Annotated in this window: 10 protein-coding genes and 3 tRNA genes; 9 read left to right on the top strand and 4 right to left on the bottom strand. The window is 45.1% G+C overall.

What is annotated here, in order from left to right:
- Positions 1–14 precede the first annotated feature (14 nt).
- Positions 15–971: an RluA family pseudouridine synthase gene (locus AC1IR0_RS07020; RefSeq protein ID WP_004278531.1), complete on the bottom strand. Its 957-nt coding sequence runs from the start codon at positions 969–971 to the stop codon at positions 15–17.
- Between the two features lie 766 nt (positions 972–1,737).
- Between AC1IR0_RS07020 and AC1IR0_RS07015 the strand changes: the two genes are divergently transcribed.
- The 5 genes from AC1IR0_RS07015 to AC1IR0_RS06995 all read left to right on the top strand — a co-directional run bounded on the left by AC1IR0_RS07015 (position 1,738) and on the right by AC1IR0_RS06995 (position 7,748).
- Positions 1,738–5,217, top strand: a complete 3,480-nt coding sequence (locus tag AC1IR0_RS07015) for an Rne/Rng family ribonuclease (RefSeq protein ID WP_409651747.1) — start codon at positions 1,738–1,740, stop codon at positions 5,215–5,217.
- A 174-nt stretch (positions 5,218–5,391) separates the two neighbouring features.
- A complete protein-coding gene (locus AC1IR0_RS07010; protein ID WP_409651744.1) occupies positions 5,392–7,233 on the top strand; it encodes a long-chain-acyl-CoA synthetase in 1,842 nt (613 codons plus the stop codon).
- 195 nt (positions 7,234–7,428) lie between these two features.
- Positions 7,429–7,504, top strand: a tRNA-Lys gene (locus tag AC1IR0_RS07005).
- Between the two features lie 20 nt (positions 7,505–7,524).
- Positions 7,525–7,600, top strand: a tRNA-Lys gene (locus AC1IR0_RS07000).
- A 72-nt stretch (positions 7,601–7,672) separates the two neighbouring features.
- Positions 7,673–7,748: transfer RNA gene (locus AC1IR0_RS06995), tRNA-Lys, on the top strand.
- Positions 7,749–7,930: 182 nt separating this feature from the next.
- On the opposite strand, the gene AC1IR0_RS06990 is transcribed toward AC1IR0_RS06995, so the two are convergent.
- Positions 7,931–8,620 carry a hypothetical protein gene (locus tag AC1IR0_RS06990; protein WP_004729397.1) on the bottom strand — a complete coding sequence of 230 codons (690 nt, stop codon included), beginning with the start codon at positions 8,618–8,620 and terminating at the stop codon, positions 7,931–7,933.
- A 243-nt stretch (positions 8,621–8,863) separates the two neighbouring features.
- On the opposite strand from AC1IR0_RS06990, the gene AC1IR0_RS06985 reads away from it, so the two are divergent.
- From AC1IR0_RS06985 to AC1IR0_RS06970, 4 genes are all read left to right on the top strand, one after another.
- The gene (locus tag AC1IR0_RS06985; RefSeq protein ID WP_004278536.1) at positions 8,864–9,139 is read left to right on the top strand and encodes a PspC domain-containing protein; all 276 of its coding nucleotides are present in this window, start codon (positions 8,864–8,866) and stop codon (positions 9,137–9,139) included.
- A gap of 230 nt (positions 9,140–9,369) precedes the next feature.
- Positions 9,370–10,155, top strand: a complete 786-nt coding sequence (locus tag AC1IR0_RS06980) for a sulfite exporter TauE/SafE family protein (RefSeq protein ID WP_253101981.1) — start codon at positions 9,370–9,372, stop codon at positions 10,153–10,155.
- An 83-nt stretch (positions 10,156–10,238) separates the two neighbouring features.
- Positions 10,239–11,651 carry an SLC13 family permease gene (locus AC1IR0_RS06975; protein WP_071850457.1) on the top strand — a complete coding sequence of 471 codons (1,413 nt, stop codon included), beginning with the start codon at positions 10,239–10,241 and terminating at the stop codon, positions 11,649–11,651.
- 220 nt (positions 11,652–11,871) lie between these two features.
- A complete protein-coding gene (locus AC1IR0_RS06970; RefSeq protein WP_409651739.1) occupies positions 11,872–12,252 on the top strand; it encodes a hypothetical protein in 381 nt (126 codons plus the stop codon).
- Between the two features lie 37 nt (positions 12,253–12,289).
- Here AC1IR0_RS06970 and AC1IR0_RS06965 read toward each other — a convergent pair whose 3' ends face one another.
- Positions 12,290–13,399 carry an HPP family protein gene (locus AC1IR0_RS06965; RefSeq protein ID WP_409651736.1) on the bottom strand — a complete coding sequence of 370 codons (1,110 nt, stop codon included), beginning with the start codon at positions 13,397–13,399 and terminating at the stop codon, positions 12,290–12,292.
- 258 nt (positions 13,400–13,657) lie between these two features.
- The gene (locus AC1IR0_RS06960; RefSeq protein WP_409651733.1) at positions 13,658–14,452 is read right to left on the bottom strand and encodes a transglutaminase-like domain-containing protein; all 795 of its coding nucleotides are present in this window, start codon (positions 14,450–14,452) and stop codon (positions 13,658–13,660) included.
- Positions 14,453–14,662: the final 210 nt, after the last annotated feature.

Genomic DNA, 14,662 nt, shown 5'->3' with positions numbered 1-14,662 from the left:
GAAAAAATAAGTCCTTATTGGGCAGCCGGTTTATCCGCTTTCTGCGCTCTTAACTGCGCCACCAGACTCTGCATATCTTCTGGCAATGGTGCTTCAATTGCTGGATAGCCCGGAATGTCCAGACGCATTGCATGTAAACACAAACGGCGTGGTTTTGGCCCACGATATTCTGTTTCATGACCATACTTTTCATCGCCTACTAGCGGATGACCAATACTCAAACCATGAACACGAATCTGATGGGTACGACCAGAAAGCGGAGATGCATACACCAGTGTGGCATGCATAAAACGTTCCTGCACATTCCACTGGGTTTTAGACTCTTTACCTTCTTTCGGGGACACGCAGACACGACGTTCACCATTGGCCAGCTCGTAACGATGTAAAGGTGCATCAATCAGCTGTTTATCCAGACTGACCTGCCCTTTTACTACAGCGGCATAGGTTTTTTTGATTTTATGTTCACGCAACATATCTTGTAATGTTTTCAACACGCTACGCTTTTTGGAAATCATCACCAGACCGGAAGTATCACGGTCAATCCGGTGAATCAGTTCCAGATACTTTTTACCGGTTGCGGCACGCAAGCCCTCAATCAGGCCATAGGCCACACCGCTACCACCATGCACAGCAATCCCGGAAGGTTTATTCACGACCATCAAACCTTCATCTTCATAAATCACACGGGCCAATAAGCCTTGTGCCACTTTGTCAGAAACAGGTGCAGCAGATTCATCTTTTTGTTCATAGCGAATCGGCGCAACGCGAATCTGGTCACCGATTGCGAGTTTGGTTTCTGCTTTAATGCGTTTTTTATTAACGCGAACCTGGCCTTCACGAATCAGACGATAGATACGGCTTTTTGGCACACCTTTCAGACGACTAAACAGGAAATTATCGATGCGTTGTCCATCTTGATGTTCATCCACTTCAAACCAAGTGACGTTTTGCCATTGTTGCGTAGAATTCATACAGTTACTATGACCCAAAAAATACTAAAATTGATTAAAAACTGATCACTTAGGTTATGCTTTACACAAGAAACATAAGCTTAGCCCATAGGCAGATGATGCAAGGTTTGATATAGTCAGCGCACGGAAACCATCGTTTGTGAGTAAAAGTTGAATCATTTCAGATTTTTCTGAACTTGATTGTTCAATTAAAGACTCACATGATACGGGAAGGTCCCCAAAGAATTATGCCACGCCGAAGGCTTATTATATCGGCAAACAAAGCAAACTGTTGCGTTTAATTGTACCTCAGGTACATAAATCAGTTTGTCTTAAAAAATATGTCGCCAACTTTGTTGGTTTTTAAACGTAAACTGATACACATCAGATTAGTCGCAACCTGAAGACGACTTCAGGCTACAGCGTTGATGCATTGGATCTGCACAGTTTGTAAAGATACGACGACAATTCCGTATCAAGACACTTTCTATAAAGAAGGGATGATCTTCGAGCAATGTGACAGTGAAAGTTACACACATCCAATGCACCGCTCGTCCGCCAGTGAAGCGTTCAGGTGACTTTAATCCGTTTAAAGATTGAAGCCGTATTGCCATCATCAATACGTGAATCAAAAACCGAAGCCCATCTATATTAAATAGAGCTCGGTCATAAAAGACTCAAACCACAATGAAATTCATTGCAGATTTGAGCCATTGATCCGTGATGTGTGATGTTCGCTACGTGTATAGCGATTTTTTGCTGTGTATCACTATAAGGTGTTACACCCATGAAACGTATGTTGATTAATGCAACACATGCCGAAGAAATTCGCGTTGCACTTGTCACTGGTCAGCGTCTTTACGATTTTGATTTAGAAAATCGTACCCGTGAACAAAAAAAATCCAATATCTACAAAGGTCACGTGACTCGCGTTGAACCTTCTTTAGAAGCTGTATTCGTTGAATACGGTGCAGGTCGCCAAGGCTTCCTGTCAATGCGTGAAATCGCAAATTCATATTACAAAGCCGATCCTCGCCAAACTTCAAATATCCGTGAACTGATCACTGAAGGCACCGAACTTCTGGTTCAGGTGGAAAAAGAAGAGCGTGGCAACAAAGGCGCTGCCCTGTCTACTTTTATCTCACTTGCTGGCCGTTATTTGGTATTAATGCCAAACAACCCGAAAGGTGGTGGTATCAGCCGTCAGATTTCCGGTTCAGTGCGTGAAGAACTGAAAGAAATGCTAGCAACACTGAACGTGCCACGTGGTATGAGCGTGATTGTGCGTACTGCCGGGATTGGCCGTTCACAAGAAGAATTGCAACTCGACTTACAGCACTTGTTAGACCTTTGGGCACAAATCCAGAGCACGGCAAGTTCAGGCCCATCGCCAATGCTGGTACATCAGGAAGCGGGTGTGGTAACACGTGCCATTCGTGACTACCTGCGTGATGATGTTGCTGAAATCCTGATTGACTCAGAACAAGCCTATAACGAAGCCTATAACTTCGTAAAAGCGGTAATGCCACGTCAGTTAGAAAAACTGAAAACTTATACCTTAAATGAACCTTTATTCGCGCATTTCGCGATTGAAAGTCAAATTCAAACCGCTTATGAACGTGAAGTAAAATTGCCTTCTGGCGGTTCGATCGTAATCGACCAAACTGAAGCTTTAGTGTCAATTGACATTAACTCAGCAAAATCGACTCGCGGTAGCGACGTTGAAGACACCGCGTTAAACACCAACATTGAAGCGGCAGAAGAAATCGCGCGTCAATTACGTTTACGCGATATCGGTGGCCTGGTGGTGATCGACTTTATCGACATGACTAAAGACCGCAACCAGCGTATGGTGGAAGCGAAGCTGCGTGAAGCGACGCAAAGTGACCGTGCCCGTATCCAGTTCGGTCAATTGTCACGTTTTGGTTTGATGGAAATGAGCCGTCAACGTCTGCGTCCTTCTCTTGAAGAAGCGACTGGCTACGTTTGCCCACGCTGCCATGGTACCGGCATGGTTCGTGATCTTCGTTCTTTATCACTTTCGATTATGCGTAAAGTGGAAGAGATCGCGCTACGTGAACGTCATGGTGAAGTTCAAGTCGAAGTTCCAGTCGAAATTGCTGCCTTCTTATTGAATGAAAAACGTCACACCTTGGTCTATTTAGAACAGACTTCAAATGTACGTGTGACTGTGTTGCCGCATCCGCATCTGGAAACACCGCATTATGAAATTACTTATAATGCCGAAGGCTTTGCACCAACCAGCTATGAACGTACTGAAGCTACGCGTTCAAGTGAAAAAGAGTTGGGCTATGAGTCATCTGAATGGCATTTAGAAGAAGAACAACATACGCATGCTGCTGCACCAGCGCCTGCTCAACAGCAAAACAACGGCAGAAACAATAAACGCCGTAACCAGCAAAACCAAAATGTACAGCAAGCACCTGTTGCACAACAAGCTCCTGCCCAAGCACAAGTTGCTGCTCCTGCATCTAGCCCATGTGCCTGGTTAGAAAACCTGTTTGTTCAAAAACAGGCTGCGACTGTTGATCAATCGCGTACTGCCAACAATGCAGCTGCAGCAATTGAACAAATGATCAATGGTGGTGCGGTGAGCCGTGGTCAGTTCGGTCAATTGTCTGCACCGGTGGCACAACCTGCTCCACAGCAAGTGTCTCAACCGGTTGCTCCGGCAAGCAGCAATGCCTATCTGGCACCATCGACTGTAGCGCAAAAACAGGAACGTGATGCTGAAAAACCGGCAGAGCGTGATGAAAGAGCGCCGCGTCATAACAATAAAAAACCACGCAATCCGAAGCACAAAGAACCGCGTGAGCAGGTTCAGTCCGAAGCTTCCGCTCCTCAGCAACATCAGGTGCATGAAGAAGTGGTTCAGGTATCTCGTCAAGAGCAACGTCATGAAGCACGTGAAAACAAGCGTAATTCTCGCCGTCAGCATCACAACGAGCCATCTCAGCAAAATGATGTTCAAAACAATGAACAACAGCCACAACAGGCAATGCCACGTCGTGACCGCCGTAACCAGCCACGTCAGGAACGTCCAAATCGCCACCGCGATCCAAGCGTGCTGAATGAGCAGGCTCAACAAGCAGCACCTGCAGTCGTTGAAGTTCCAGCAGTCAATGACAAGCAGCTTCGTGTTGAATTGGTCGATGCGCCACGTCAAGACGTGATGCCGACTGCTATGGTGGTGAATATTGACCAGGCGAAAAGCGAAATCGTGGCATTGAATGACAATGCTGCAGTTGTAACGCCAGCGGTTGAAGTGACTGCACCGGCAGATGCGCCAGTTGAAGAAGCCGCTGCTGAAAATGTAGTAGAAGCTGCACTGACAGCACCTGCTGAAGAAGTTGTGACAGCGGAAGAATCAAGTGCTGAAAAACCTCGTGCCAGCAACGATCCGCGTCAACGTCGTCGTCAGCAACGTGAAGGACAGCCTCAACAGGCTACAGTTCAAAAGTTGACTCCGTCACAAGTACCAACTTTGGGTCAGTTCACTATTGGTAGCCTGATTCGCCATGTTTATGGTGAAGACTGCTCCGTGCTCATTGAACAGTTTGGTTTATTGCCAACCTTCAACCGTGCTCTAGAGAAGTTCACAAAAGAGTACAACGCGAGTCTGGTGGCTGCAGCATCGCCTGTCGCAGAGAAAAAACCGGTCACCCGTGATGTTCAAGTGACGGTAGCTAAGGTTGAAGCAGAGCCTGCTCCAGTTCTGGATCTAACTCCACCAAAACCGGTGTCGGACAAACGTGTCGCAAACGATCCACGTGAGCGTCGCCGTCTGGCTAAACAGGCTGCAGAACAGGCCCTGCAACAAGCCAAGCAACAGGCTAAAGTAGAAACAGCTCCGGCAGTTGAAACTGTACCAGAAGCACCTGTAGCAACAGAAGCACAAGCAGAGTCTGCTGAAGCAGCAGCAACTGAAACTCCAGTAGCCACTAAAATCGCTATTGAAGAAACCGTAAATGCTCAGCCAGCTGAACAAGCAACTGAAACTACGGCACCAGTAGATACAGCTCCTACAGAAGCGGCTCCAGTGACTGAAGCTCAACCTAGAGATGCTGCGCCAGTTGAAGCAAATGCTGAATCAGAAGCTCCTGTTACAGAAGCCCAGGATCAGGCCGAAGTAACAACAGAAGACACTGAAGCCAGCGAAGCTGAAAAAGCGGAGAAACAGGCTGCTCGTCCACGTCGTCCACGTGGTCGTCCACCGAAAAAAGCCAATACTGCAACTGAATCATAATTTGCTCAATTGCAGTCATCTAAAAAAACCTAGTCATTTCGGTGACTAGGTTTTTTTTTGCTAGATTTAGTCAGAATAGGTTGATTGCACTAGTGTTTTAACGCTAAAAGATGGATAGCTCGTCTACTGTATATAAATTGAACGTATCGGATACGAAAAATAAATAGGATTCTCATGACCCAAATGAAACCACACGATCTGATTGGGATTGCAGATGTCGCTGCCAAAATCCCGGCTTTCTTGACCAAAGTGCCCAATTTGCTCACTGGTCTAAGACAGGCATATTTACGTACTCCGAACACACCGGCCGGCCTGGGTCTGGCTTTTGAAAAAGCCACCAAGCGTAACCCGGAAGGCATTGCCTTGCGTTTTGAAGAGCAAAGCTATAGCTATGCTGCTCTCAATGCCTGGGCCAACCAGATTGCCCATTTCTATCTATCCTTGGGCGCCAAGAAAGGTGATGTTGTTGCTGTCATGGTCGAGAACCGCCCTGAGCTGATTGCCAGCGTGATTGGTCTGGCTAAACTGGGTGTGACCACCGCTCTGGTCAATACCTCTCAAGTCGGCAAGGTGCTGACGCACAGTATCAATCTGGTCAAACCGATTGCCCTGATTGTGGGTGAAGAGTGTCGTCATGCAGTCAACGAGATTTGTAATGACCTGAATATTAGCAGTGACCGCCTGCACTGGTTTGCAGATCAAAACACTCAAGCCGATCCGGGTCAGGCGCCTGAAGGCTTTATCAACCTGGCTGAAAAAACCGATCTTGCTCCCAAATTCAATCCATCAACTACTCATTCGGTACAGGGCAAAGACGGGCTGTTCTATATTTACACCTCGGGCACCACGGGTCTACCTAAAGCGGTGATCTTTACCAATGGTCGCTGGACGCTGGCTTATGGCACCTATGGGCATGTGCTGAATCTCAATAAAGATGATGTGATGTACTGTACCCTGCCACTTTATCATGCCACAGGCATGGTGGTGTGCTGGTGCGGTGTCATTGCGGGTAGCAGCACCCTGGCTATTCGCCGTAAATTTTCGACCTCTTCTTTCTGGAAGGATGTGCAAAAATTTGATGCCTCTGCGATTGGTTATGTCGGTGAGCTGTGCCGCTATTTGATGGATGCTCCCCCATCTGAACTGGAAAAAGGTCACCGCGTGACTAAGATGATTGGGAATGGCATGCGCCCAAATATCTGGGATAAATTTAAATCCCGTTTTGGCATTCAGGAAGTGCTGGAACTGTATGCCTCTAGTGAAGGCAATGTCGGTTTTAGCAATATTTTCAATTTTGACAATACTGTCGGTTTCTCACCCACACCGTATGCGATTATTGCCTTTGATAAAGATAAAAATGAGCCGGTACGGGACGCTAAAGGCCATTGCAAAAGGGTGAAAAAAGGCGAAACCGGTTTACTGATTGGTAAAATTACCCGCCGCTCACCTTTTGATGGTTATACCGATCCGGAAAAAAACAAGTCAGTGATCATGCAGGATGTATTTACCCAAGGTGATGCTTATTTCAATACCGGAGATCTGGTGCGCAATATCGGCTTCCGTCATGCGCAGTTTGTCGATCGTTTAGGCGATACTTTCCGCTGGAAAGGTGAAAATGTTTCCACCACTGAAGTGGAAAATATGCTGACTGAGTATGACAAAATCGTTGAAGCAGTGGTCTATGGCGTGGAAATTCCCAATACCAATGGTCGTGCCGGTATGGCCGCGATTACCCTGCAACCCGATGTAAAATTGGATGATGCAGATTTAGCAGCCATGGCCGCTTGCTTTAAAAAATGCTTGCCAGCTTATGCGATACCGGTATTTTTACGTATACAACAGCAGGTTGAAACTACAGGTACCTTTAAATACCAGAAAAATAAATTGAAAGAGCAAGCATTTGATCCGAGTAAAACCGATGAACGCTTGCTGGTATTATTGCCAAGTGCAACGGCATATTCTGAGCTCACCGCAGAGATTTTTGCCAATATACAGGCCTATCAATATCGCTTCTAAGTACTGAAGTTGCCTATTTTTTGTTTAGATAAAGCATAATTGTTGTATTTATAATCAAACATGGGCAACTTTGTTATTTTTTGCTTGCGCTGAAATGAGATCTTGCTACAATACGCTCCATCAAACAAAGTGGTGCTTTAAGCTATTTAGCTTGACTTGCACTGCACATTCAAACCTGGTTTGAATGATGGTTCAGGGTCGTTAGCTCAGCTGGTAGAGCAGCGGACTTTTAATCCGTTGGTCCCGCGTTCGAATCGCGGACGACCCACCACTTATTTGATATTCCTTGATGGGTCGTTAGCTCAGCTGGTAGAGCAGCGGACTTTTAATCCGTTGGTCCCGCGTTCGAATCGCGGACGACCCACCATCTTCCGAAAGGATCACGTAAAAGTACACCACACTCTTGCGTCATAAAAATGGTCATCATTTTTATTCCTCAGGGTCGTTAGCTCAGCTGGTAGAGCAGCGGACTTTTAATCCGTTGGTCCCGCGTTCGAATCGCGGACGACCCACCATTCTTTCCTTAGAATGTTTCTCTAATTCCCCTCATGATATTTTAATTAAATTGCGATGTTTTGGTCGTGTATTTCTGCGCCTAGATTTTATGCTCACGCGTTCCCACCACTCGCCTTTATTGTCTAATCTAAATCATATTTGAATTAAGCTTTCGACCAGATCAGCCGATTTTTATCGGGCATTATTTTTGAATATGAAAGGATGTGTCTTTGACCAGTTCATAGGCTTTTGAAGGTGCCGGATAACCGCGATCAAATAATTCCCGGTTGGTTCTTTCCTTTTCACTATAGATTTTTTCCAGATTCATGACTAAGTGATTTGAATCTTTAATCTTATAGTAAAAGCTCGCCCCTTCTTTGCGATTCACCACCACATCGGTACGTTCCGGATTGATAAACCAGCGGTCTTTACGGTAGGTGATATTGTGAGCCGTGCTGTTTTTGGTATTATCAATAAATACTTTGCCATACTGTAAAATGCTGCGATGCACGGTACCGTCCGGCATCAGAGTTAAAATAAATTCTGCCTTGCCTTCAGTGCAAGGGGCAAAGCGGCCATCACAATCAATTTCAGTATGATAACGGCCTATAAACGCCTTGGCATCCTCTGGTACAGTTGCAGGGTTTAAATCAGCTTCTGCCGGAAGAGTCGCCTGCCCTGCGACCTGAGTTAAGGATTTGGCACTGACGGTCACTACATCGGCCTTCGTATTGGCAGCGGAAATTTTAACACCCTCTTCTGAGGCCGCCTGACTTTCCTGTTCAGGTTTGACTTGTTGCTGATCACAAGCCTGCAAAATCACTATACTCCCCAACACCAGGCTACATTTAAAAAAACTGCTTAATGTACAACGTGATACATCCAATTTCATTTTTAATAAACCTAAATAGGAAACATGGCGAGCAAAAAGCACACAGCAAAGCTGCTGAACTTTACACAAGAGTTCAATAGAATTTTCACTATGTTAGTAGCTCTTAGATCTGGTTTTAATCTTTATTAACATTACTTAACGATTTTATTTTTAATCAGCACTTTAAAAAGCTTAAGCAAACTCCATTTCTTTAAGTATGGATCCGTTTTAGGATTCAAACCTATTTTTAATCAGGAGATTTTAATGGCCAATGTTGGTTTATATCGCTCTAACCGCTCAAACATGATTGCAGGTGTGATGGGTGGTATTGCTGAACGTTTTGGTTGGAACGCGAATTTATTACGTCTGATTTTTGTGGTGATTTCAATCATGAGTGCCGCATTCCCGGGTATTTTGGTTTATCTCGTGCTGTGGTTAATCATGCCGAAAAAACAGTACAGAATTGATCATGACAGCGTTCATCAACCTCAGGGCTATCAAAATCCTGTGCGTACAGTGAATCAGGATAAACGCTATTAAGCTGTACAGTCATTTTTAACAAGCGTTCTTAACCAGTTTCATCGCAGAGCTTCCTCTTTCACCCCGGTTAAATGGGATGAAATTTTGATGCCACGGTAATTTCCCCAAGTTATCGTGGCTTTTTTTGCCTATATTTTTTGTTATTTCTTTGCTGTATTACAGCTTTTCACTTTCTTTCTTAGTTGAATTCACGATAAGTTCAAGATTCCAATTTTTGAAATGGATTTCACATGACTCAGGCAGAATGGATGATGCTGTGGCTCTGTGCCTTAGCAGCCCTGCTGCATGGTTTAAGCGGCTTTGGCTTTCCCATGATGAGTACGGCTGTTCTGTCCAGTGCATATCCGCTTAGTATCGCGGTTACGCTTGTCATTCTGCCCTGCCTGCTGCTGAATCTGATCATGCTGAATGCTGACCCTGCGCATAGCCTGTTGAATAGTATTGGCTATTATATAAAACGTTATTGGCCATTAATGCTTAGTAGCCTGGTCGGCAGTGTACTCGGGGTCAAGCTATTACTTTGGCTAAATGAGGCTTATTTAAAACTGTTATTGGGTCTGGTAATTATATTTTATGTCTTGGACCAGTTACGGGCACGCCCCTTACAAGTTAGTCCGCATATTTCCAGCATGCTCTGTTTTGGTTTACTGGCCGGCATTATTGGAGGTGCAACCAATGCCATGGCACCTTTTCTGATGATGTATCTGATGAGTTGCCAACTCTCTAAAACAGATATTGTCATTATCAGTAATCTCAATTTCATTGCCGGTAAACTGATCCAGCTGGTTTTACTGTTTCCAATTCTGATCACACTGGAAACCCATCAACAGCATATTCTGATCGGGATCAGCTTATTCGCCCTTGCTGGTGTCTGGATTGGAGGCAAAATACGCCATCGTTTATCTCAGCAGCACTTCAAATGGATTGTCCTGGCTTTACTTCTGGGTTTGGGCTTGTATGCTCTCTGGCAAAGTGCTGGATTATTGCAACAATCTGGTTATAGTATCTTTAAATAGGATATTTTTTAAACAAATCAAAATTACAAATTCAAAGCTGGCATATAAAAATGACGTAAATAAACACCTTGCAAGGAGAGCATATGACTCAGACCAACCTAGCTACCCCGACCAATGCCATGCCCAAAGGACTGCTGAAAGGCTGGATCCTTATTCTTGTCGCAGCCATCGTAGCCTATGGCTTATATCTTTACCTGCCCTATGACCAGAATGCCAATAAAGGACTGGCCCTTTTAGCCTTTATCGGTATCTTATGGCTGACTGAAGCCATTCATATCACGATTACAGCTTTACTCATCCCCGTGATGGCGGTATTGCTGGCCATGCCAATGGCCTCTGGTGAGGAACTGGTTCCGATTACCACACAAGCCGCTTTGGCCACTTTTGCCGATCCTGTCATTTTCCTGTTTTTTGGTGGTTTTGCGCTGGCAACGGCGTTGCATATCCAGAAACTGGACCGGAAAATTGCCATGTGGATCATCTCCATGTCCAGAGGGCATCTGGGCATTTCTGTACTGGCGATTTTTGTGGTGACGGCGCTGCTGTCCATGTGGATTTCCAATACGGCGACTGCTGCCATGATGCTGCCTTTGGCCTTAGGCTTGCTTTCACATCTGGATGTCAGCAAGGATCGTAAAACTTTTGTCTTTATCCTGCTCGGCATTGCCTATTCAGCCAGTATTGGCGGACTGGGCACCATGGTCGGTTCACCTCCGAATGCCATTGCCGCCAAGGCACTTGGCTATGATTTTGCCGACTGGATGAAAATCGGCTTGCCGATGATGTTCATTATTCTTCCCGCCATGCTGGTCAGTTTATATCTAGTACTACGTCCAAAACTAAATCATAAAGTACAATTTGTGACCGAAGACATTCCCTGGACCGGCACCCGTATAGCCACCATGATCCTCTTTCTCTGTACTGCAATTGCCTGGATTTTCAGTAAAAAATTCACCGAAATTTTTGGTATTTCCCAGCCGGATACCTGGATTGCAATTTTGGCTGCCTGTATGGTGGTGATTCTGGGTACCGCAAGCTGGAAACAGATTGCAGAAAATACCGACTGGGGGGTCTTGTACCTATTTGGTGGTGGTCTGACTTTGAGTGCCATTCTGAAGGATTCAGGCAGTTCGCTAGTACTGGGGCAAACTCTGGCCAATGCCTTTGGCGATGCCTCCCCGCTGATGATTATTTTTGTAGTCGCTACTTTTATTATCTTCCTGACTGAATTTACCAGTAATACCGCTTCGGCTGCCCTGCTGGTACCAGTATTTGCCGCAATTGCGGATCAGATGGGCATGCCCAAAGAAATTCTGGTGATTGTCATTGGTATTGGTGCCTCATGTGCCTTTATGCTGCCGGTAGCTACCCCGCCCAATGCGATTGTTTTTGGAACCGGTCATATCCAGCAAAGCGAAATGATGAAAGTCGGTTTTGTACTGAATATTATGTGTATCTTTATTATTTCACTGTTTATTTACTGGTTCTTTATTTAATCATTAAAGTTTAAGCATCACACCATCTACAAAGCACACTCCGGTGTGCTTTGTCGTATTAATCGCCTATATGTTAAATCTTTCTCTCATCGAAAAATGATATGTATTTAACAATGATAAAGATAAAGTCCCTATATTAAAAACATCAAAAAGTGGCAAACAGATATTGGCCAGGATATTTCACTTAATCTCTCAACCGATCCAGAGTTCTCCCTGGAAAATGACGCTTAACCTCGCGCTTGCCCCTTTGATCATCGCTGTAGTTTTATTCCCTTATGCGCTATTTAATGAAGCCAGCTATGGGGTTTTCTCCATTTTCAGAAGCCTGTTTTCAGCGCTTTTGATTAGCTTTTTTGTCTGCCTGACTTACTGGATGATGGTCTTCCCTTTCCTATTAGTGACTCACCTGCTGCTACGCCATTATCAGCTGTTTAATATCCTCACGATTTTACTAAGCTGCATACTGGGAACCCTGATTCTGGCCTACATCTCGCATCCTCCAAGCGAAGCTTTGAGTACTCATTTTTTGTTTCTGCTGTATTTTTCCCTGACGATGGCACTGTTTTACAGTTTTCTCAGCTGGCAAGCCGACCAGACCTGATCAGGCATGGTCGCTTATATTCCATTTTAATCCGGTTTTAAGCTTTCATTTTAAAATGATTCAGTTCCTGATTCAGTGCGGCAATCATGTCTGCCCGACTGATAATTCCCACCAATTTCTGCTCGCTCACCACCGGAATATAGTTGAAGGAACGCTCGACAAAATACGGAACCAGATCCTGAATCGGCTGTAAAGGCTGTACCGTAATCACCTTACGGGTCATGATATGTTTGACCTGATGCTCCCAGCTGCTACGGACATCGGCAGCGCGTTTGAACCATTCCACCACCTGATACATTGCCAGTGTACCGACCAGTTGTTCATCGGCATTAACGACGGGCAGGCTCATTAGGTTCATCTGCTTGAATTTGTCCAGTGCGTGCTGGATATCATCATTTTCATGCAACGTTGCCACATCCTTCGTCATAATATCCTGGCAGCTAAATTCATGCACTGCACGCGCATTGGCGCGGTTTTGTGCCTCCAGAATAATTTTTTGCAGGTCATATTCACTGATGTCCAGCAGCTCGGTACGCTGATCCAGGACTTCCTGAATATCCTGCGGTTGAATGGTGACTTTCTGGGTGGGCGTAGGATCTTTGGAGCGGGTATTTAGTTGCGCCTGCTGCGGATAATCCTTTCCAATCATCCGGTTAAATACAATGGCGATGATCATCAGCAGAATTGAATTGAGCAGCACCGGATAAAATACAAAGGCATAACCCAGTTCATGTACTGGCTGGCCACCCAGCACGGCGGTAATCGCTACGGCGCCACTCGGTGGATGCAGGGAATCTGTGGTCATCATCAGGACGATCGCCAAGGCCACGGCTACACTAAAAGCCTCAGTCGGACTGGCAATCAACAAGGCACAGCTCACGCCAATCACCGCAGCAATGGTATTTCCGACCAGAATATTCCAGGGCTGTGCCAGAGGACTGGCTGGCACTGCAAACAGTAATACCGAGGATGCGCCCATCGGGGCAATATACCAGGCTTCAAAATCCCCCAGAATCCATAAACTCAACAAAGATGAAACCACCAAACCCAATAGTGCTCCAACTCCGCAGAGCAAACGGTCTTTGAGTGGAAGAACTTTGAAATTCGGTTTTAAGGTATTGAGCCAGTCGAGATGGGAGTGAAACACAGTGCGCCTAATCTTATTGTTTATAGATTTTGGGCATTATAGAACCAAGCCCGATGAAAGGCATCTGTGTTTTACATCTTTTCATCATTCGCGAATGCAGGCTTTTTAAAACAATATTTCGCTTAGCTTAAAAATACTCAGCAAGATTTTTTATAGGGGCTGTGCTATCTCCGCCTACTTCTGAAATGGAATAAATCCTTTTAAACCATTTTGCTTAGATATTTTCTAGATCGTTTTTATTATGGCCTACTCGTTCATTCAGGTTTGAATCAGGGGCTGGATTTTTAACAGTTCAACCTCACCATAATAGGTTGAAAATGCCACATCTCCGGCATCGATTCCAGTGCCGATCCGAATGAGATTTTCGACTGGAGCCAAACGGGTCGGATCAAACAGTACCCACCCACCCTCTAAATAAGCTTCAAAAATGGCGTGAAAATCGGGTAAAAACTTTTCAATTTCGACATAACCGACCACCATGCGTGCTGGAATGCCTAAAGCGCGACACAGCGCAATACCTAAATGAGCAAAGTCACGACAGACGCCCGCCCGATGGATGAGCACATCTGTTGCAGTACTAAACTGATCCGTGCTGCCAGAAACATAAAATATATTGTTATAAATCCATTGTTCAATCGCTTTGACCCGCGCATAACCCGGCGTCATCCAGCCAAATGAGCGTTTCGCCATTTCCAGTAATAAATCCGAATTACAATAACGGCTGGCCAATAAATAAGGCAATACTTCATCGGGCAGCTCAGGAATGGCCACTTCTTTCAGACCTTGCTGTAGCTCCAGAGAGAGGCTCGGTTGACGAACCACTGTCGCCGTATAATTCAGCTCAAAAGCCTCACAGGGTTCGACCTGTAGCCGAACATGACGGTTTTGATGCTGAGTATCCTGGAATTCATGCCATGCTACGGGCAGATTAAAGCTAAGTTTTTCTTCGAGAATATTCTGATCAGGATGATGTGCCGCCTGAAGCATAAAAATAAATTCTGTCGGTTGCACGACCTTGTATTTTAAATGGCATTGAATTTGGTAAGTGGTCATGAAGTTCCTTATTTTTAAGCATTATTATATTGCGTGAATATTAAACTAATTTTAGAGTCGCAATCGTATGAGATCCGTTGAACTTTATGATTCTCCGCTTAACAGCATGCCATACATCTGATTTATTCCTGATTTTCAGATCAGCCTGTATCGGCCAGTACAGCTAAAATCGCAGTAAGCTTCTAAATGCCGCGTATCCTTTAAGCCTGT

Source organism: Acinetobacter sp. 129952 (genome assembly GCF_056642055.1).
Note: the sequence above shows the minus strand (reverse complement) of the source record. Positions and strands in the feature narration are given on the sequence as shown.